This is a genomic window from Martinezella lusitana (assembly GCF_010668395.1).
GTDB lineage: Bacteria > Pseudomonadota > Alphaproteobacteria > Rhizobiales > Rhizobiaceae > Rhizobium > Rhizobium lusitanum_A.
The window spans coordinates 102026-120701 of record NZ_WUEY01000003.1 but is presented as its reverse complement, the minus strand read 5'-3'; the positions used below and the strand labels follow the sequence as shown (position 1 = coordinate 120701).

Here is an 18676-nt window from a genome sequence, read left to right as displayed (position 1 = left end):
GGGGTGGAAAACAGGAAAGGAAATCAACATGTCTATCACTACGGAAGGTTGGGTCGTCTTTCTTCTTATCGGGCTGGTCGCGGGTTTTCTCGCGAGCCTGGTTGTTGGCGGCGGCGGGCTCATCAGTTGCCTGGTGAGCGGCGTGATCGGAGCTTTCGTGGGCGGTTTCCTCTTCCATTGGTTCGGGATATCGCTCGGTATAGAAAATGCGCTGGTGGTGGAAATCATCCATGCCACCGTCGGCGCGATCGTTGTGGTGCTGTTGGCGAGATTGATCGCCTAGAGCAATTCCAGGAAAATTGCATAGCGGTTTTCCGTCCGGAATTGCGTAAAAACAAAAGGATAGAGCGTTTTTGCGATTCGAGGAAAAGCGGAAAAGCTCTGGAGCACCTTGGTAGTGCGCCTGGAATGAGGGATTGATGGAAAGCGTAGGTTGGCTGGGTCTGATCATCATCGGCGGTCTTGCGGGTTGGCTCGCAGGCAAGTTGATGGATGCACGCTATGGGGTCATCCTCAACATCATCCTCGGTGTTGCCGGCTCGGTCGTGGCTGCGGCGCTGATGGTGGCCCTGCATGTCGGCGTGCCCGGCGGCCGGCTTGGCTTTTTCATCACCGGTTTCATCGGTGCATGCATTCTGATATTCCTCGCCAAATTCGCGCGGCGATGACGGGCCGCATCTAGGCGGCGGAAAGTAGACGTTTCATGGTCACGATACTCGACAGGATCACCCCCGATGCAAAGCGCGTCAGGCATCCGGAGAAGGCGCACAAGCCGGACACGGAAGTCCTGCGCAAGCCGGACTGGATCCGTGTGAAGGCGCCGACGTCGAAGGGCTATGCCGAAACACGCTCGATCGTGAAGGAGCACAAGCTCGTCACGGTCTGCGAGGAAGCCGGCTGCCCGAATATCGGCGAATGTTGGGACAAGAAGCACGCCACCTTCATGATCATGGGTGAGATCTGCACGCGTGCCTGCGCCTTCTGCAACGTCGCGACCGGCAAGCCGAACGCGCTCGACATGGCAGAGCCGGAAAACGTCGCCAAGGCCGTCAAGGAGATGGGCCTCAGCCACGTCGTCATCACCTCGGTCGACCGCGACGACCTGGCAGACGGTGGCGCCGAGCACTTCGAGAAGGTGATCTGGGCGATCCGCGCCGCTTCGCCGACGACCACGATCGAGATCCTGACGCCTGACTTCCTGAAGAAGCCGGGTGCGCTCGAGCGTGTCGTCGCGGCCAAGCCCGATGTCTTCAATCACAACATGGAAACCGTACCGGGCAATTATCTGACGGTTCGTCCCGGCGCGCGCTATTTCCATTCCGTCCGCCTGCTGCAGCGCGTCAAGGAGCTGGATCCGACCATGTTCACCAAGTCCGGCATCATGGTCGGCCTTGGTGAGGAGCGTAATGAAGTCCTTCAGCTGATGGACGACCTGCGCACCGCCGATGTCGACTTCCTGACCATCGGCCAGTATCTGCAGCCGACGCGCAAGCATCATCAGGTCATGAGCTTCGTGACGCCGGATGAGTTCAAGTCCTATGAGACCGTGGCTTATACCAAGGGCTTCCTCATGGTGTCCTCGAGCCCGCTGACCCGCTCGTCGCATCATGCCGGCGACGATTTCGAGCGGCTGCGCGCTGCTCGCGCCAAGAAGCTGCTGCTGGCGGCCGAATAAGCCGAACAGGATCGAGGCTTGTCTTTTGAACGAACCGCGGCACAATCGCCGCGGTTTTTGTGTGGGCTGTTATTTGTTCGTCATATCGGCGGAATAGGGAACACGCCGCCGTTTGTTGCCGGTGTCGGTGTCTTAGAGGCGATTGTGGAGCTGGACCGTGGAGCAGATCGTCGCGCCGCAGGCGCTTGCCTATGTCGTTAATATCGATCAAGCGGCCGGCCTTATCAGAAAGGCGAATCGCATCCTGGTCATGGGGTGCTCCGGCGGCGGCAAGTCGACCCTGTCGCTGGAGATCGCTGCCCGCTTCGGCTTTCCCTATATCTCCATCGATCGCGACGTTCTGTGGTTGCCGGGCTGGGTCGAGCGCGGCAGGGAGGAGCAGCGCGCCATCGTCGTTGCCAAGGTGCAGGGCGAGCGATGGATCATGGACGGCACCAATCCCTCGACATTCGATGCGCGCCTGCCACGCACCGATCTCGTCATCTGGGTGCGGATGCCGCGCCTGCTTTGCATCTGGGGCGTCGTCTCGCGCTGGATAAAGTGGATGGGTCGCACACGCCCGGAAATGGCGCCGGGCTGCATCGAGAAGGTCGATTGGGAATTCCTGCGCTTCATCTGGACATTCGAGGAGAAGTTTACGCCGCGCGTTCTTGCGGGTCTTGCCGAACATGGCCCGGAAGTGCCTGTTTTGCAGCTGAAATCCCGCGGCGAAATGCGTCAGCTTCTTGATCTTCTTGGCCGTCCTGCTTAATTGCGGCTCATGCCTCAATTCGAAACCCATCGCCCCGTTCCGCATTCACCCGATCAGATGTTCGACCTCGTCGCCGACGTGGAGCGTTATCCGGAGTTCCTGCCGCTTTGCGACGCGCTTGTGGTCCGCAGCCGCAAGGAGCGAGACGGCAAGATCCTGCTGATTGCCGATATGACCGTCGGCTACAAGGCGATCCGCGAGACCTTCACGACGCAGGTACTGCTGAACAAGGCGGAACGCGCGATCGACGTGAAATACATCGACGGCCCCTTCAAGTATCTCGACAATCGCTGGCGCTTCACGCCCTCGGAGAATGGCGGCTGCGTGATCGATTTCTTCATCGATTATGAGTTCAAGAGCCGCATTCTCGGGGCCTTGATGGGATCGATGTTCGATAGGGCCTTCCGCATGTTCACCGACGCCTTCGAGACGCGTGCGAACAAGATATACGCGTGAAGCTGCGTGCGGTCACCGACCGAGTGCGACGAGCATCTCCAATGCCGTCTTTAAGGTGGCGAGCCGGACATTGTCGCGGCCGATGTCGCCGTAGCGCATTTCACGATGGATAAGTGTGCCGTTGCGCGCCTTGGCCGCCAGGTGGACGAGGCCGACAGGTTTTTCTGCGGAGCCGCCGCCGGGACCGGCAACGCCGGTGACGGCCACGGCAAAATCGGCCCGGGAGCGGAAGAGGGCACCATGCACCATCTGCAGCGCCGTTTCCTTTGATACCGCGCCGAATTGCGCGAGCGTCTGTTCCTGGACGCCGAGCATCTCCATCTTGGCGGTATTGGTGTAGGTCACGAAGCCGCGATCGACCACGGCGGACGAGCCGGGAATTTCCGTCAACGCGCCGGCGATCAGGCCGCCGGTGCAGGATTCTGCCGTGGCGACCATCCAGCCCTTTGCCGTGAAATCCGTGACGATCGTTTGCGCAAGCGCGAGAATTTCATCCGGGAAATGCATTATGCCTTGCCTCCGCGATAGACGACTGTCGCCGTCGCGATGGCGGCAATGCCCTCGCGCCGTCCGATGAAGCCGATTTTCTCGTTTGTCGTTGCCTTCACCGAGCAGCGATCGATGCTGATGTTCAGAAACTCCGAAAGCCTAGCGCGCATGGTGTCGCGATGCGGCCCGACCTTGGGCGCTTCGGCAATCAGCGAGACGTCCGCATTCATGATGGTGCCGCCGCGCTCGCGCACGATTTTGGCCGCATGCTCGATGAAGATGCGGGACGGCGCGCCTTTCCATTGCGGATCGGAAGGAGGGAAATGGTCGCCGATGTCGCCGGCGCCGCATGTGGCGAGCAGGGCATCCGTCAGGGCATGCAAGGCCACATCGGCATCGGAATGTCCCTTCAGCCTTTGGTCATGCGGAATGAACACGCCGCAGAGAACCACGCCGTCGCCGGGCTCCAGCTGGTGCACGTCATAGCCGTTGCCGGTACGCACGTCCGGCAGCAGACCGGCATTGAGCTTTTCATCGGCCATGGCAATATCCCTCTTGATCGTCAGTTTCACATTGTCGGCGCTGCCGATGACCAGTGTCACCGGCAGGTTACACCATTCCGCAATTGCTGCATCGTCGGTAAAGTCGGTTTTGCCGTCAGCCTCCGCCTTCTCGTGCGCGGCAAGAATATCGGCGAAGCGGAAGGATTGCGGCGTCTGCGCGGCGTGAAGCCCCGTACGCGGCACGGTATCGACGACCAGCCCGTTTGTGTCGCCGCGCTTCAGCGTGTCGGTGACCGGCATGGCGGGCAGCACGGCCGGCGCGCCCGCGGCAAGCGCCGCTGCGACGCGATCCAGCAGATCATGGTCGAAGAAAGGGCGTACGGCATCATGGATCATGACATGCGTCACGCCGCTTTCCTCAAGTTGCCGGAGCCCGGCAAGCACGGATTGCTGTCGCGTCGCGCCGCCGAAGGCGATCTCGATCTCGGGCAAGCCGGCAACCTGTTCCAGCGCCGAACGCAGCAGCTTTTCATCGTCGCGATGGATGACCACGACGATCTTCGATGCCTGCGGCCATGTCACGAATCTTTCAAGCGTATGCGCAATAACCGCTCTGCCGCCGATCGGGCGATACTGCTTGGGGCCTTCTTCCGGAGAGCCCGCCCGTTCGCCGCGCCCGGCGGCAACGATCACGATTCCCACCGACAGCGGTTGCGTTGAATGCATTTGCGTCATAAACCCCCGAAGGATGAAAGGCTCGGTCTCCGGCATGGCGTTGAAAAGCGTAGAGCTTTCCTTTGCACAAGCACATGCTAAATAGATCGCCAAACGGGATCCTGCTTCAGCAGGGTCTATCGCCTCAACTGAGTATTTTCCAGCATTTGCCCAAAAAATATCGGCATCCTCCGAAACCCCTTGGCAAACTTTTAAAGCGTGTCTAAAAATAGTGCAGATGTATGGTGTGCCCGAAAGATAATCATTTGCTTTCTTCCAAGCTTGCAGCCTCCTTTTCCATCGGTTCCGTGCCTATCCGAAATCGCGTGATCCTTGCACCGATGTCGGGCGTGACCGATCTTCCTTTCCGTCAGCTCGCCCTGCGTTATGGCGCCGGCCTTGTTGTCACGGAAATGGTTGCAAGCCGCGAGCTCGTGCAGGACACGGCTGAATCCTGGGCACGTCTGAAGAGCGCCGGATTGAAGCCGCATATGGTGCAGCTTGCCGGCCGTGAGGCGCATTGGATGGCGGAGGCGGCGAAAATCGCTGCCGACAATGGCGCCGATATCATCGATATCAACATGGGATGCCCGGCCAAGAAGGTCATCGGCGGCTATTCCGGCTCGGCGCTGATGCGTGACCCGGATCATGCGCTGACATTGATAGAGGCGACAGTCGGCGCGGTGAGCATCCCCGTGACGCTGAAGATGCGGCTCGGCTGGGATGAGAACACCATCAACGCGCCTCATATCGCGCGCCGTGCCGAGGAAGCCGGTATCCAGCTCGTGACCATTCATGGTCGCACGCGCATGCAGTTTTATGAGGGCAGGGCGGATTGGGATGCGATCCGCGCCGTGCGCGATGTCATCTCCATTCCGCTTGTCGCCAACGGCGATGTCGAAACGGCGGATGACGCTCAGGAAATCCTGAGGCGCTCCGGCGCCGACGCCGTCATGATCGGCCGCGGTTGTCAGGGCCGTCCGTGGCATGCGGGCGTTCTGGCCGGTCATCGCCAGCCAGGCCGCCAGGAGATCGTCGATATTGCACTCGAACATTACCGGATGATGCTGGAGTTCTACGGCGAGGCGGTCGGCATTCGCCACGCCCGCAAGCATCTCGCCTGGTATCTCGACCGGTATGCGCCGGCGACGACAGGTGCCGACAAGGCGAAAATCATGACGTCGAAAGAGAGTGGCGAGGTGGCCGCATCGTTCCATGCGGCATTGCAGGCCGGCGCCGATCTCGCCCAATGCGTTCAGGAGGCTGCATGACTTCGAAATCCAGCTCCGGAGCCGGGGATAACACGGCTAATTCCGTGGCCATGGCTGTCCTCAACGCGATCCAGAACCCCGTCGTCATGGTCGACGAGGCGGGACTGATCGCCTTTGCCAATTGGGAGGCGGAAGCCTTTTTTGGCGCAAGCGCCTCGCATCTGTCGCGCTACAAGATCTCGACATTCATCCCCTTCGGTAGCCCTTTGCTGGCATTGATCGACCAGGTGCGCGAGCGCCGGGCGCCCGTCAACGAATACCGCGTGGATCTCAGCTCTCCGCGCCTGGGGCAGGACAAGCTGGTGGACCTCTACGTCGCGCCGGTTCCGAGCGACATAGGCTCGGTGGTGGTCGTGTTCCAGGAACGCTCCATGGCGGACAAGATCGACCGGCAATTGACCCATCGCGCCGCCGCTCGCTCGGTCACCGGCCTTGCCTCCATGCTGGCGCACGAGATCAAGAATCCGCTGTCCGGCATTCGCGGCGCCGCCCAGCTGCTCGAACAATCGGTCGAGGACGACGATCGTGCGCTGACGCGCCTCATCTGCGACGAGACCGACCGTATCGTCTCGCTGGTCGATCGCATGGAGGTTTTCTCCGACGAGCGGCCGGTCGATCGCGTGCCCGTCAACATCCATTCCGTGCTGGACCACGTGAAGGCCATCGCCAAGGCCGGTTTCGCCCGCAACATCAAGATTTCCGAGAACTACGACCCGTCTCTGCCGGCGGTTTTTGCCAACCGCGACCAGCTCATTCAGGTCTTCCTCAATCTGGTGAAGAACGCCGCCGAGGCGGCCGGCGACCGGCAGGACGGCGAGATCATGCTGACGACGGCCTATCGGCCCGGTATCAGGCTTTCGGTTGCCGGCACGCGCGAGAAGATCTCCTTGCCGCTGGAATTCTGCGTCATCGACAACGGCCCCGGCGTCCCGCCCGATCTCGTGCCGCACCTATTCGATCCGTTCATCACCACGAAGACGAATGGAACCGGCCTCGGCCTTGCGCTGGTCGCCAAGATCATCGGCGATCACGGCGGCATCGTCGAATGCGACAGCCAGAACCATCGCACCACATTCCGCGTTTTGATGCCCGCCTCCAAGGGCATCACTTTAGAAGATGCCCCCCTTCCGAACTCTACAGGGACTACTCGATGACAGCCACGATCCTTGTCGCCGATGACGACGCGGCCATCCGTACCGTGCTCAATCAGGCTCTGAGCCGCGCAGGCTACGATGTACGCATCACGTCCAACGCCGCCACCCTCTGGCGTTGGGTCTCAGCCGGCGAAGGCGACCTCGTTGTAACCGACGTCGTCATGCCCGACGAAAACGCATTCGACCTGCTGCCGCGCATCAAGAAGGCGAGACCGGATCTGCCCGTTCTCGTCATGAGTGCACAAAACACCTTCATGACGGCGATCAAGGCCTCGGAGAAGGGTGCTTACGACTATCTGCCGAAGCCGTTCGACCTGACGGAACTGATTGCGATCGTCGGCCGGGCGCTGTCGGAACCGAAGCGCAAGCCGGCAAAGCTCGATGACGACATGCAGGACGGCATGCCGCTCGTTGGCCGTTCGGCCGCGATGCAGGAAATCTATCGCGTCCTCGCGCGCCTGATGCAGACCGATCTCACCCTGATGATTACCGGCGAATCCGGCACTGGCAAGGAGCTGGTGGCGCGGGCGCTGCACGACTACGGAAAGCGCCGCAATGGCCCCTTCGTCGCCATCAACATGGCCGCCATCCCGCGCGACTTGATCGAATCGGAACTGTTCGGTCACGAGAAGGGCGCCTTCACCGGTGCGCAGACCCGCTCGACGGGCCGCTTCGAACAGGCGGAAGGCGGCACGCTGTTTCTCGATGAAATCGGCGACATGCCGATGGATGCCCAGACGCGCCTCCTGCGCGTGCTGCAGCAGGGCGAGTACACGACCGTCGGCGGCCGCACGCCGATCCGCACCGACGTCCGCATCGTCGCTGCCACCAACAAGGATCTGAAGCAGGCGATCAATCAGGGCCTGTTCCGCGAAGACCTGTATTATCGCCTCAATGTCGTGCCGCTGCGTCTGCCGCCGTTGCGCGATCGCGCCGAGGATATTCCCGATCTTGTGCGCCATTTCGTGCAGCAGGCCGAAAAGGAGGGCCTGGGCTCCAAGCGCTTCGACCAGGAAGCGCTGGAACTCATGAAGGCCTATCCGTGGCCGGGCAACGTGCGCGAGCTGGAAAACCTGATCCGCCGGCTGATGGCGCTCTATCCGCAGGACGTCATCACCAAGGAGATCATCGACGCGGAGCTGCGTGCCGACGTCCCCGATAGTCCGATCGAAAAGGGTCCCGTTCGCACCGGAACGATGACCATTGCCCAGGCGGTCGAGGAAAATATGCGGACCTATTTCGCCGGCTTCGGCGATAATCTCCCGCCGCCGGGCCTCTACGACCGCGTGTTGACGGAAATGGAATATCCGCTGATTCTCGCCGCCTTGACGGCGACGCGCGGCAATCAGATCAAGGCTGCAGATCTTTTGGGCCTCAACCGCAATACGCTGCGCAAAAAGATCAGAGAACTGGGAGTTTCGGTTTACAGAAGCTCCCGCACGGCTTGACAACGCAATCCGATGCGTTGCATTTTCGCCACAATGCGTTGCTTAAAGGTCACGCAGTTGATTCGTCTTTTTTTGCAGTGGCGATTCGTCTGACTTTCCCTCGGAAAAGTGAGGGTTCGTCTGATCTTTCAGCATTTTGCAAAGATGACTTGAAGTAAAGGTTTCGCTCCTGTGCGAAACCGGACGACAGTTCCCGCCTTTGCCTGTTGCTCGCATGAAAGCCTGATATGGCTATGCGGTTTGACCAGGGCGCCAACCGTCGCTCGGGCGTGGAGATGATGGGAATGATGCAGGACGCGATGTCGCCGGCGGCGAGCGACGAGGCGGTTGTCAAGGTGACGGACCGTCGTGCTTCCTTTGCCCTGCCTGGCCTGATCTTGGCCGGCGGCGCGCTCCTGTGCGCTATCGCGACCCTGCTGATGCTTCTCGGGCTGACGCCCGTCGCCCCGACTTCCTCGGTCGTCTTTACCTCGGTCGTGATCAACGGTTTGTTCGTGCTGGGGCTGATCGCCTTGATCGCCCGCGAAGTCGGGCGCCTGGTGAAGGCGCGCAGCCGTGGCCGTGCCGCAGCGCGCCTGCATATCCGTATCGTCGCGCTCTTTTCGATCGTGGCGATCACGCCGGCTATCCTCGTCGCCATCGTTGCCAGCCTGACGCTCAATGTCGGCCTGGACCGGTGGTTCGGCGTACGCACGCAGCAGATCATCAGCTCCTCGCAGAACGTCGCGCAAGCCTATCTCATGGAGAATGCGAGCTATCTTCAGGGGCAGACCGTCTCGATGGCGAACGACTTGGAGCGCAATCGCTCGCTCTTCAACCTTGATCGCACCGGCTTTGCCGACCTGATGACGCGTCAGGCACGGGGGCGCGGCTTGCTGGGCGCCTTCCTCGTGCGTCGCGACGGCAGTGCCATCGTCCAGGCCGATATCAAGACCGAGCGGCCGCTGCCGGCCATTCCGAAGGATGCGCTCGATTCCTCGGCCAACGGACAGCCGACGCTCATCCCGCCCGGTGTGACCAACCTCGTCGGCGCGGTCATCAAGCTCGACGAAATCCCCGGTTCGTTCCTCTACACCGTGCGCGCGGTCGACCCCCGTGTCATGAACGCCATGCGGATGGTTGAGGACAACACCGTCGAATACAAGGCGATGGAAGAGGGGCGCATGTCGCTTCAGGTCGCCTTCGCCGTTCTCTACATCGGTTTCGCCCTCATCGTGTTGCTTGCGGCGATCTGGACCGCCATCGCGATTGCCGACCGTATTGTCCGACCGATCCGTCTCCTCATCAGTGCCGCGGACAATGTCGCCTCGGGCAATATGAACGTGCTGGTTCCCGTGCGCTCGGCGGACGGCGACGTCGGCAGCCTGTCGCGCACGTTCAACAAGATGATCTCGGAAATCCGCACCCAGCGCGATGAAATCCTTGAAGCGAAGGATGAGGTCGACGACCGCCGCCGCTTCATCGAGGCCGTGCTGTCGGGCGTGACGGCAGCCGTGATCGGCGTCGAGCATGATCGGCGCATCACCATCGTCAACACGTCGGCCGAGGATCTGCTGACGCTGAAAAGCGACGAGCTCATCGGCAAGAATCTGGCGGAGATTTCCCCCGAGGTCGATCAGGTCGTAACCGAGGCGACGACGCGTCTTCGCAACGACTTCCGCAAGCAGATCAGCCTCGTTCGCGGCGGAACGGTGCGGACGCTCAGCGTACAGGTGACGCGCGAGGAAGCGCGCGATGCCAACGAATCCTATGTGATTACGCTCGACGACATCACCGATCTGGTCATAGCCCAGCGCTCGACCGCCTGGGCCGACGTCGCTCGCCGCATTGCCCATGAGATCAAGAATCCGCTGACGCCGATCCAGCTCTCCGCCGAGCGTATCCGCCGCCGCTTTGGCAAGAACATCGCCGATGTCGACCGTCCGGTCTTCGACCAGTGCACGGATACCATCATCCGGCAGGTGGGCGATATCGGCCGCATGGTCGACGAATTCTCCTCGTTCGCCCGCATGCCCAAGCCGACCATGGAGCCGAGCGATCTGCGCGATATTCTGCGCGACGCCGTGTTCCTGCGCGAGATGGGCAACAATCACGTCAAATTCGAGCGTGAGCTGGGTGACGAACGACTGGAGGGCATGTTCGATGCCCGCATGCTGGGTCAGGCCTTCGGCAATCTCATCAAGAATGCCGTCGAGGCGATCGAAGGCGTGCCGAGCGATCAGGCGCGCGAGCAGCCGAAGGTTCTGGTGCGGTCGTCGCTGGATCCGGACCGCGATCGTTTCACCGTCGATGTCATCGACAACGGCCGCGGCCTGCCGGTGGAGAACCGTCACAGCATTCTCGAACCCTATATGACGATGCGCGAGAAGGGCACGGGCTTGGGTCTCGCCATCGTCAAGAAGATCATTGAAGACCATGGCGGGCAGATCGAACTCCACGATGCGCCCGCCGATTTCGACCAGGGCAGGGGAGCCATGATCCGCGTGCATCTGCCGCGCCGTGAGCAGGCCGCCGTCGCCCAGACTGCAACTGACAAGGAAAGCGTCTATGGCATCTGATATTCTCGTAGTCGACGACGAGGAAGACATTCGCGAAATCGTTTCGGGAATTCTTTCGGATGAGGGTCACGAAACCCGAACGGCGCACGACAGTGACAGCGCGCTCGCCGCGATTTCCGATCGAGCGCCGCGGCTGATTTTCCTCGATATCTGGATGCAGGGCAGCAAGCTCGACGGGCTTGCCCTGCTGGACGAGATCAAGGCGCGCCATCCTGATTTGCCCGTCGTCATGATTTCGGGTCACGGCAACATCGAAACGGCCGTTTCCGCCATCAAGCGCGGCGCCTTCGACTTCATCGAAAAGCCGTTCAAGGCCGACCGATTGATCCTGATCGCCGAGCGCGCCCTGGAAAATTCGAAGCTGAAGCGCGAGGTTTCCGAGCTGAAGCGCCGCACCGGCGATGCCGTCGAGTTGATCGGAACGTCTGTCGCCGTTTCGCAGTTGCGCCAGACGATCGACAAGGTCTCCCCGACCAACAGCCGTGTCATGATCTTCGGTCCGTCCGGTTCCGGCAAGGAACTCGTGGCCCGGATGATGCACAAGAAATCGACCCGTGCAAACGGTCCTTTCGTGGCGCTGAATGCGGCGACGATCACGCCTGAGCGGATGGAAATCGCGCTGTTCGGCACCGAGGGCTCGCCGGGGCAGGCACGCAAGATCGGCGCTCTCGAAGAGGCCCATCGCGGCATCCTCTATCTCGACGAAGTCGGTGAAATGCCGCGCGAGACACAGAACAAGATCCTGCGCGTGCTCGTCGATCAGCAGTTCGAGCGGGTCGGCGGCTCGAAGCGCGTCAAGGTGGACGTGCGCATCATCTCTTCCACGGCCTATAATCTCGAGAGCCGGATTGCCGAGAGCCTGTTCCGCGAGGATCTCTATCATCGCCTGGCCGTCGTGCCCGTTCGCGTGCCGGCTCTTGCCGAACGACGGGAGGACATTCCGTTCCTCGTCGACCAGTTGATGCGCCAGATTTCCGAGCAGGCCGGCATCCGTCCGCGCAGGATCGGCGACGACGCCATGGCCGTGCTGCAGGCGCATGACTGGCCGGGCAACATCCGCCAGCTGCGCAACAACATCGAGCGTCTGATGATTCTGGCGCGTTCGGATGGAGCGGACACACCGATCACGGCGGAAATGCTGCCGACCGACCTTGGCGACATGCTGCCGAAGGTCTCCGCCAAGAACGACTACCACATCATGACGCTGCCGCTGCGCGAAGCGCGCGAAATGTTCGAGCGCGATTATCTCATTGCCCAGATCAACCGTTTCGGCGGCAATATATCGCGCACGGCGGAGTTTGTCGGCATGGAGCGTTCCGCGCTGCATCGCAAGCTGAAATCGCTGGGCGTCTGAGCGGCCGCTCGGCACGTCATCGTCAAAGAATTCGGATCAGGGTCTTTCATGCCGAGAATAGCTTATGTCAACGGCCGTTATGTCAGGCACAGCGACGCCACGGTGCATATCGAGGATCGCGGCTATCAGTTCGCCGATGGCGTCTACGAGGTCTGCGAGGTTCGTCACGGCGTGATCGTCGATCTGACGCGCCACCTTGATCGCCTCAACCGTTCATTGGGGGAACTTCGTATCGCCTGGCCGATGACGCGCCCGGCATTGATCCTTGTGATTCGCGAGACGCTGCGCCGCAATCATGTCCGCAACGGCTTGTTCTATCTGCAGGTGACGCGCGGCGTTGCCCGGCGCGATCATGTCTTCCCGCCTGCCGGGACGCCGTCCTCGATTGTCGTCACCGCCAAGAGCACCGATCAATCCGCTATTGCCAAGAAGAATGCCAATGGCATCAAGGCGATTACCGTTCGCGACAACCGCTGGGACCGGGTGGATATCAAGTCGGTCGGTTTGCTGCCGAATGCAATGGCCCGCCAGCAGGCGAAGGAAGCCGGCGCCCAGGAGGCGATCTATATCGATCAGAACGGCATGGTGAAGGAAGGGGCCGCCACCAACGTCTGGATCGTCGATCACGACGGAAATCTCGTTACGCGTCCGGCCGAGCACGGCATCCTGCGCGGCATCACCCGCACGACCCTGAAGGACGTAGCTGCCAAGCTCGGCGTGACGATCGTCGAGCGATTCTTCTCGGTCGAGGAGATGATGAAAGCTCGCGAGGTCTTCATTACCGCGGCGACAAGTATATGTTTTCCGGTCGTTTCCATCGATGGAGAGACTGTTGCCAATGGTCATCCGGGCAGCATGTCACAGAAAATTCGCGAAGCCTTTTTCGACGTTGCGGAAAAGACTGCGATTTGATACCAACATTCGCTGGGAGGAGAGAATGAGGATATCTCCTGTCCGGGACCTCTATATATCATGACATTGAACCGACCTGGGTCGGCAAAAAAGAAAGAAGCGGCGCGATGGCGGAACGTTCTCAGAACTTGCAGGACTTGTTTCTCAATACTGTTCGCAAGCAAAAGATTTCACTGACGATTTTCTTGATTAACGGCGTGAAGCTCACAGGGGTCGTGACCTCGTTCGACAATTTCTGTGTCCTGCTCCGCCGCGACGGCCATTCGCAGCTCGTTTACAAGCATGCGATCTCGACGATCATGCCGGGTCAGCCGATGCAGATGTTCGAGAGCGAAGAAGCCGCATCCTAACTGGGATTTTCTATTATCACGACACGCGATACCAAAAACGATTCCCTCATTCCGGAGTCAGTCAAACACCGGGATGACATGCGCGCTGTCGTGGTCGTGCCTGTGCTGAAGCAGGCCCGCGCGGCGCGTGCCGCTCAGGCCGATGCCGCCTCCGTTTCGCGCCCGCCTGAAAGCCGGCTGGAAGAAGCAAAGGGCCTGGCACTCGCCATCGACCTCCACGTGGTCAACGGCTCCATCGTGCCGATCAACGATCCGCGGCCGGCAACCCTGCTCGGCACGGGCAAGATCGAGGAAATCCTTGCGCTGCTCGACGAGTTCAACGCCGGACTCGTCATCGTCGATCATCCGCTGACGCCGGTACAGCAGCGCAATCTCGAAAAGGCATGGAATGCCAAGGTCATCGACCGCACCGGCCTCATCCTCGAAATTTTCGGTCGCCGCGCCTCCACCAAGGAAGGAACGCTGCAGGTCGAACTTGCGCATCTGAATTATCAGAAGGGCCGGCTGGTCCGAAGCTGGACCCACCTTGAACGCCAGCGCGGCGGTGCCGGCTTCATGGGCGGTCCGGGTGAAACCCAGATCGAAGCCGACAGGCGTATGCTGCAGGAACGGATTATCCGGCTGGAGCGCGAGCTCGAACAGGTGGTCCGCACCCGCCAGCTTCATCGCGCCAAGCGCCGGAAGGTGCCGCACCCGATCGTGGCGCTCGTCGGCTACACCAATGCCGGCAAGTCGACGCTGTTCAACCGCATTACCGGCGCCGGCGTGCTGGCCGAGGACATGCTCTTTGCGACGCTCGATCCGACGCTGCGCCGCATGAAGCTGCCGCATGGCCGCACCGTCATCCTCTCCGATACGGTCGGCTTCATTTCCGACCTGCCGACTCATCTTGTGGCCGCTTTCCGTGCGACTCTCGAAGAGGTTCTGGAAGCGGACCTGATCCTGCACGTGCGCGATCTGTCCGACGATGACAATCAGGTCCAGAGCGCCGATGTCATGCGCATTCTCGGCGACCTCGGCATCGGCGAGGCTGAGGGAGCGGAGCGCATTCTCGAAGTCTGGAACAAGATCGACCGTCTGGAGCCGGAAGCGCACGATGCTATCGTGCAGAAGGCTTCGAACACGGAAAACGTCATAGCCGTCTCGGCGAAAAGCGGCGAGGGCGTCGATCGCCTGATGGACGAAATCAGCCGGCGGCTTTCGGGCGTGCTGACGGAAACGACGATCACGCTGCCGGTGGAAAAACTGGCATTGCTGCCGTGGCTCTATAACCACGCCATTGTAGACAATCGCGAGGATAACGAGGACGGCACGGTGACGCTCGACGTCCGCCTGACCGAGACGGAAGCGGTTGAGCTGGAGCGGCGCATGGGCAATGGCCCGAAGCCTCAGCGCGAAGACTGGGAATAGGCGGCCTCAGCGCATGTCGCGCAGAGGCGGGCGGCTGTTCCACGATAAGCACGAGCCGGAGATCAAGGATCTGAAGCGCTGGAGATGAATCTGAAAGATTCGTTTTCAGCGCTTCAGGCCGTTTTCACTCCGGCAAGCTGCCGCTCGATGGCTTTCGCCGCCTGCCAGATCTCTTCCATGCGCTCCAGCGAGGCATCCTCCAGCGTCTCGCCATCGGCCTCAAGGGTCGTTTCTATGTGATGGAAGCGGCGGCGGAACTTCGTGTTCGTGCCACGTAGCGCCTGTTCGGGATCGGTTTTCACATGCCGGCCGATATTGACGACCGCAAAGATCAGGTCGCCGAGTTCATCGCTGACCTTGGCCTTGTCGCCGCTCGCGAGCGCCGCCCGCAATTCGCCGATCTCCTCCTCGATCTTGTCGAGGATCGGTTCCGGTGCCGACCAGTCGAAGCCGACCTTGGCGGCTCGTTCCTGCAGCTTCAATGCCTCCGTCAGGGCAGGGAAGGTCCGTTGCACCGAACCAAGGAAGCCGTCCTTGAAATCCTCGGTGATACCGCTCTTCGCACGGCGCTCGGCCCGCTCGCGTTTCTCTTCGGCCTTGATTCGATCCCATTGCAGCGTCACCGCATCCTCGGTCTTGGCATCGGAAACGGCAAAGACATGCGGATGGCGGCGGATCATCTTGCGGCTGATGGCATGCACGACATCGCCGAAGGAAAAGGCGCCGGCCTCTTCGGCAATCCGCGCATGGAAGACGACCTGCAACAGCAGGTCGCCAAGTTCGTCGCAAATGTCGTCGTTGTCCTTGCGCTCGATCGCGTCGGCGACCTCATAGGCCTCCTCGATCGTATAGGGCTTGATGGTCTCGAAGGTCTGGACGATATCCCAAGGGCAGCCGGTTTCGGGATTTCGCAGCGCGGCCATGATGTCGATCAGGCCGGAAATGTCTCGCGATGCTTCCATCTGTGCCTCGGGTCTTGCTCTTTCAATTCAACGGAATGTCGTTGCTCCCCTTCGACGCCTGATAGTTGTCGGAGAGACCGGCATAGGCTTGTTTAATGCGTGCGGTCTGTTCCTTCAACTCGCCTTTGCGCGGACCCTCTTCGGTTTCCACGAGATCCGAGATGGCAAAGCTCTTCCAGAAAGCGTTTTGGCGGCGGTAGCCACCCGGCTCCAGGCCGAAGACTTCTTTCAGGATCTTGAGATCGTGCGGGATCGCGAAAGCATCCCGGGAATCCTCGTGGCTGAAGAAATAATAGAAATTGTCGAAGCCGGCCCAGGTGATCGCCGACATGCACATGGTGCAGGGCTCGTGGGTGGACAGGAAGATCAGATCCTTAGCCGCAGGCTTCTCGCCGAGCTCGTAGAAACGCTTGAGCGTATGAACCTCGCCGTGCCAGAGCGGGTTCTCCAGTTCGTTGTTGGTTTCGGCAATAACGAGCGAAAGGTCGGATTTGCGCAGGATGGCGGCGCCGAAGACTTTGTTGCCGGCGGCGACGCCCTGGCTGGTCAAGGGCAGGATGTCGTGTTCGACGACGTTCAGAAGGCGTGCAGCGATGCTATTGTCAGACAAGGGTTTCCTCCAACGGTTTTCGCTGCAGCCTAGTGGGATTACGAATGCGGCGGTATGCGCAAATAAGTTAAAGACTATGTTCGCCACAGGCAATAAAGCGGCCCGTAGGCGCCAATGAATCCTAAAAACCTATAGATTTTATATATTTATTGCAATCTGCTTGCCTGGTGAGTTTTGCTCAAATCCCCTGGATGTCGAGCAAAAGAATACGTGTTCGCCCGAGCATTAGAATTCTGTTTCTTCAATCTCTTGGCGGAAGGGGCGATATTCGCCAAATCTCGAAGTGGAATGATGATGCCTCCCAGGACTGAGCAGCTTTCGGTGTTTCCCGCCTTCTTTCGCGTAGAAGGACGGGTGGCGGCTGTCTTCGGCAATGGCGACGAGGCCTTTGCCAAGGTGCGGCTGCTCATGCAGACGCAGGCAAGGATCGTTGCCTATGTCCAGGCGCCCGAGGCTGATTATCACGCCTTCCTCATCGCCAATCGCATCGAAACCGTGCGGGGCAATTTTTCATCCGATCAGGTCAAGGGTGCCACCCTTGTCTTTGCCGCCACCGGCGACGCCGGCGCGGATCGTGCGATCGTCGCTGCCGCTCGCGCCGAGAGAATTCCGGCAAACGCCGTCGATCAGCCCGACTACTGCGATTTCTATACGCCGGCGCTGGTGAACCGCGCCCCCGTCGCGGTTGCCATCGGCACGGAAGGTGCCGGTCCGGTGCTGGCGCAGATGATCCGCGCGCAGATCGACCAGATGCTGTCGCCGTCGCTGGGCAAGCTGGCGGAATTGGCGACGCGCTATCGCAAGCCGGTCGAGCGTCTCGTTCCCCGTGGCGTTGCGCGCCGGATTTTCTGGCGGCGATTCTTCTCTGGCCCTGTTGCCGATGCCGTCAATGCCGGCCATCTCCCGCAGGCGGAGCAGGCAGCCGATGAATTGTTGCAGTCCTCACGCGGGGTCGAGGGTCGCGTCTGGCTGGTGGGCGCCGGTCCGGGCGCCGAAGACCTGCTGACCTTGCGCGCGCAGCGCGTGATGATGGAGGCCGACGTCATCGTCTATGACGCGCTCGTGCCGCAGGCGATCGTCGATATGGGTCGCCGCGACGCCGAGCGCCTGTCGGTTGGCAAGCGCAAGGGGTGCCACAGCAAGTCGCAGGAAGAGATCAACGATCTGCTGGTGCAGCTCGGCCGCGAAGGCAAGCGCGTGGTGCGCCTGAAGTCAGGCGATCCGCTGGTCTACGGTCGCGCCGGCGAGGAAATGGCGGCGCTGCGTGCAGCCAGTATCGGTTATGAGATCGTCCCCGGCATCACCTCGGCCTTTGCCGCCGCCGCCGATTTCGAGCTGCCGCTGACGCTGCGTGGTGTCGCCTCGTCGCTGGTCTTCACGACCGGTCATGATCTGACCGGAGATGTGCTGCCCGATTGGGCAAGCCTGGCCGTCTCGGGGGCAACGATCGCCGTCTACATGGGGCGCACGGTTGCCGCTTCCGTCGCGGAACGCCTGATGCAAGCCGGCGTGCCGTCCGAGACGACGGTTGCCGTCATCGAGAATGCGAGCCGCCGCGATCGCCGCCTGATGCACGGCATCCTGAGGGATTTGCCGGATCTCGAGCGCCGCGATGAGTTGAGCGGGCCGGTCATGGTCATCATCGGCGATGCCGTCGCCGGTGCGAATTTCGAACAATCCGAGCCGCTGGTCCGTCGCGAGACCGCTGCTCAAGACTATGCAAGGAGCTGATGGATGGTCGACAAGGTTCTGACCGCAAACCGGCTCACCGATGGCGTCGCCGTTTGGCTGAACGCGAATGGTGAGTGGACGACGTCGCTGCAGGACGCGCTGGTCGCTCGCCATGCCGAAGCGGAAGCCGCTCTGGAAGCGATCGGCAAGCAGGCCTATGCTGACAACAAGGTTGTCGACGTAAACCTGATCGACGTTCAGGAAACCGACGGCAAGCTTTGGCCGCTGCGTTTGCGCGAGCGCATCCGCGCCGAAGGCCCCACGATGGAATACGCGCCGGGCTATGCCGCGGCCGATCCCGATTTTATTGCAGTCTGAGAAGCCCCGA

19 protein-coding genes are annotated in these 18676 nt (G+C 61.0%); 15 read left to right on the top strand and 4 right to left on the bottom strand.

Features of this window, described 5'->3' with window-relative positions; translation table 11 throughout:
- Positions 1-28 precede the first annotated feature (28 nt).
- The 5 genes from GR212_RS07490 to GR212_RS07470 all read left to right on the top strand — a co-directional run bounded on the left by GR212_RS07490 (position 29) and on the right by GR212_RS07470 (position 2882).
- Positions 29-283, top strand: coding sequence for a GlsB/YeaQ/YmgE family stress response membrane protein (locus GR212_RS07490; protein ID WP_163985851.1), 255 nt, complete (start codon positions 29-31; stop codon positions 281-283).
- Between the two features lie 136 nt (positions 284-419).
- Positions 420-668 (top strand): GlsB/YeaQ/YmgE family stress response membrane protein, encoded by a 249-nt coding sequence (locus GR212_RS07485; protein WP_163985850.1) that lies wholly within the window; start codon positions 420-422, stop codon positions 666-668.
- 35 nt (positions 669-703) lie between these two features.
- The gene (gene lipA, locus GR212_RS07480; protein ID WP_163985849.1) at positions 704-1675 is read left to right on the top strand and encodes a lipoyl synthase; all 972 of its coding nucleotides are present in this window, start codon (positions 704-706) and stop codon (positions 1673-1675) included.
- 157 nt (positions 1676-1832) lie between these two features.
- The gene (locus tag GR212_RS07475; RefSeq protein ID WP_163985848.1) at positions 1833-2426 is read left to right on the top strand and encodes an AAA family ATPase; all 594 of its coding nucleotides are present in this window, start codon (positions 1833-1835) and stop codon (positions 2424-2426) included.
- A gap of 9 nt (positions 2427-2435) precedes the next feature.
- A complete protein-coding gene (locus GR212_RS07470) occupies positions 2436-2882 on the top strand; it encodes a type II toxin-antitoxin system RatA family toxin (protein WP_163985847.1) in 447 nt (148 codons plus the stop codon).
- A 12-nt stretch (positions 2883-2894) separates the two neighbouring features.
- On the opposite strand, the gene GR212_RS07465 is transcribed toward GR212_RS07470, so the two are convergent.
- Positions 2895-3389: a CinA family protein gene (locus GR212_RS07465; RefSeq protein ID WP_204326312.1), complete on the bottom strand. Its 495-nt coding sequence runs from the start codon at positions 3387-3389 to the stop codon at positions 2895-2897.
- Positions 3389-4609, bottom strand: a complete 1221-nt coding sequence (locus GR212_RS07460) for a bifunctional 2-C-methyl-D-erythritol 4-phosphate cytidylyltransferase/2-C-methyl-D-erythritol 2,4-cyclodiphosphate synthase (protein WP_163985846.1) — start codon at positions 4607-4609, stop codon at positions 3389-3391. The genes GR212_RS07465 and GR212_RS07460 overlap by 1 nt, the downstream gene beginning before the upstream one ends.
- A gap of 221 nt (positions 4610-4830) precedes the next feature.
- Here GR212_RS07460 and dusB point away from each other — a divergent pair, with 221 nt between their 5' ends.
- From dusB to hflX, 8 genes are all read left to right on the top strand, one after another.
- The gene (gene dusB / locus GR212_RS07455; RefSeq protein ID WP_163985845.1) at positions 4831-5859 is read left to right on the top strand and encodes a tRNA dihydrouridine synthase DusB; all 1029 of its coding nucleotides are present in this window, start codon (positions 4831-4833) and stop codon (positions 5857-5859) included.
- The gene (locus GR212_RS07450; protein WP_163985844.1) at positions 5856-7013 is read left to right on the top strand and encodes a two-component system sensor histidine kinase NtrB; all 1158 of its coding nucleotides are present in this window, start codon (positions 5856-5858) and stop codon (positions 7011-7013) included. Before dusB ends, GR212_RS07450 begins: the two co-directional genes overlap by 4 nt.
- Positions 7010-8461, top strand: coding sequence for a nitrogen regulation protein NR(I) (gene ntrC / locus GR212_RS07445; protein WP_163985843.1), 1452 nt, complete (start codon positions 7010-7012; stop codon positions 8459-8461). The genes GR212_RS07450 and ntrC overlap by 4 nt, the downstream gene beginning before the upstream one ends.
- A 284-nt stretch (positions 8462-8745) precedes the next feature.
- Complete coding sequence (locus tag GR212_RS07440; RefSeq protein ID WP_163986317.1) at positions 8746-11019, top strand: sensor histidine kinase NtrY-like; 2274 nt, start codon at positions 8746-8748, stop codon at positions 11017-11019.
- Entirely contained in the window at positions 11009-12373 is a 1365-nt protein-coding gene (locus GR212_RS07435) for a sigma-54-dependent transcriptional regulator (protein WP_163985842.1), read from the top strand. Before GR212_RS07440 ends, GR212_RS07435 begins: the two co-directional genes overlap by 11 nt.
- A 48-nt stretch (positions 12374-12421) precedes the next feature.
- Positions 12422-13285, top strand: a complete 864-nt coding sequence (locus GR212_RS07430) for a D-amino-acid transaminase (RefSeq protein ID WP_163985841.1) — start codon at positions 12422-12424, stop codon at positions 13283-13285.
- Positions 13286-13392: 107 nt separating this feature from the next.
- A complete protein-coding gene (hfq, locus tag GR212_RS07425; RefSeq protein ID WP_003539403.1) occupies positions 13393-13635 on the top strand; it encodes an RNA chaperone Hfq in 243 nt (80 codons plus the stop codon).
- Between the two features lie 78 nt (positions 13636-13713).
- Positions 13714-15045 carry a GTPase HflX gene (hflX, locus tag GR212_RS07420; RefSeq protein ID WP_163985840.1) on the top strand — a complete coding sequence of 444 codons (1332 nt, stop codon included), beginning with the start codon at positions 13714-13716 and terminating at the stop codon, positions 15043-15045.
- 113 nt (positions 15046-15158) lie between these two features.
- Here the strand turns inward: hflX and mazG are convergent, their stop codons facing one another.
- Positions 15159-16007 (bottom strand): nucleoside triphosphate pyrophosphohydrolase, encoded by an 849-nt coding sequence (mazG, locus tag GR212_RS07415; protein WP_163985839.1) that lies wholly within the window; start codon positions 16005-16007, stop codon positions 15159-15161.
- A gap of 22 nt (positions 16008-16029) precedes the next feature.
- Complete coding sequence (locus GR212_RS07410) at positions 16030-16617, bottom strand: nucleoside deaminase (protein ID WP_163985838.1); 588 nt, start codon at positions 16615-16617, stop codon at positions 16030-16032.
- A gap of 288 nt (positions 16618-16905) precedes the next feature.
- Here GR212_RS07410 and cysG point away from each other — a divergent pair, with 288 nt between their 5' ends.
- The gene (gene cysG, locus GR212_RS07405) at positions 16906-18348 is read left to right on the top strand and encodes a siroheme synthase CysG (RefSeq protein WP_204326311.1); all 1443 of its coding nucleotides are present in this window, start codon (positions 16906-16908) and stop codon (positions 18346-18348) included.
- Positions 18349-18351: 3 nt separating this feature from the next.
- On the top strand, positions 18352-18666 hold the full coding sequence (locus tag GR212_RS07400) for a DUF2849 domain-containing protein (RefSeq protein WP_163985837.1): 315 nt from the start codon (positions 18352-18354) through the stop codon (positions 18664-18666).
- The last annotated feature ends 10 nt before the right edge of the window (positions 18667-18676 follow it).

What these genes read in the sequence shown, in the direction of transcription:
- lipA (WP_163985849.1), top strand. Translation starts at nt 704, where the DNA reads ATGGTCACGATACTCGACAGGATCACCCCCGATGCAAAGCGCGTCAGG.
- ntrC (WP_163985843.1), top strand. Translation starts at nt 7,010, where the DNA reads ATGACAGCCACGATCCTTGTCGCCGATGACGACGCGGCCATCCGTACC.
- GR212_RS07430 (WP_163985841.1), top strand. Translation starts at nt 12,422, where the DNA reads ATGCCGAGAATAGCTTATGTCAACGGCCGTTATGTCAGGCACAGCGAC.
- GR212_RS07450 (WP_163985844.1), top strand. Translation starts at nt 5,856, where the DNA reads ATGACTTCGAAATCCAGCTCCGGAGCCGGGGATAACACGGCTAATTCC.
- hflX (WP_163985840.1), top strand. Translation starts at nt 13,714, where the DNA reads ATGCGCGCTGTCGTGGTCGTGCCTGTGCTGAAGCAGGCCCGCGCGGCG.
- mazG (WP_163985839.1), bottom strand. Translation starts at nt 16,007, where the DNA reads ATGGAAGCATCGCGAGACATTTCCGGCCTGATCGACATCATGGCCGCG.
- GR212_RS07460 (WP_163985846.1), bottom strand. Translation starts at nt 4,609, where the DNA reads ATGACGCAAATGCATTCAACGCAACCGCTGTCGGTGGGAATCGTGATC.
- cysG (WP_204326311.1), top strand. Translation starts at nt 16,906, where the DNA reads ATGATGATGCCTCCCAGGACTGAGCAGCTTTCGGTGTTTCCCGCCTTC.
- GR212_RS07470 (WP_163985847.1), top strand. Translation starts at nt 2,436, where the DNA reads ATGCCTCAATTCGAAACCCATCGCCCCGTTCCGCATTCACCCGATCAG.
- GR212_RS07465 (WP_204326312.1), bottom strand. Translation starts at nt 3,389, where the DNA reads ATGCATTTCCCGGATGAAATTCTCGCGCTTGCGCAAACGATCGTCACG.
- GR212_RS07485 (WP_163985850.1), top strand. Translation starts at nt 420, where the DNA reads ATGGAAAGCGTAGGTTGGCTGGGTCTGATCATCATCGGCGGTCTTGCG.
- GR212_RS07440 (WP_163986317.1), top strand. Translation starts at nt 8,746, where the DNA reads ATGATGCAGGACGCGATGTCGCCGGCGGCGAGCGACGAGGCGGTTGTC.
- GR212_RS07435 (WP_163985842.1), top strand. Translation starts at nt 11,009, where the DNA reads ATGGCATCTGATATTCTCGTAGTCGACGACGAGGAAGACATTCGCGAA.
- dusB (WP_163985845.1), top strand. Translation starts at nt 4,831, where the DNA reads ATGGTGTGCCCGAAAGATAATCATTTGCTTTCTTCCAAGCTTGCAGCC.
- GR212_RS07490 (WP_163985851.1), top strand. Translation starts at nt 29, where the DNA reads ATGTCTATCACTACGGAAGGTTGGGTCGTCTTTCTTCTTATCGGGCTG.
- GR212_RS07400 (WP_163985837.1), top strand. Translation starts at nt 18,352, where the DNA reads ATGGTCGACAAGGTTCTGACCGCAAACCGGCTCACCGATGGCGTCGCC.
- hfq (WP_003539403.1), top strand. Translation starts at nt 13,393, where the DNA reads ATGGCGGAACGTTCTCAGAACTTGCAGGACTTGTTTCTCAATACTGTT.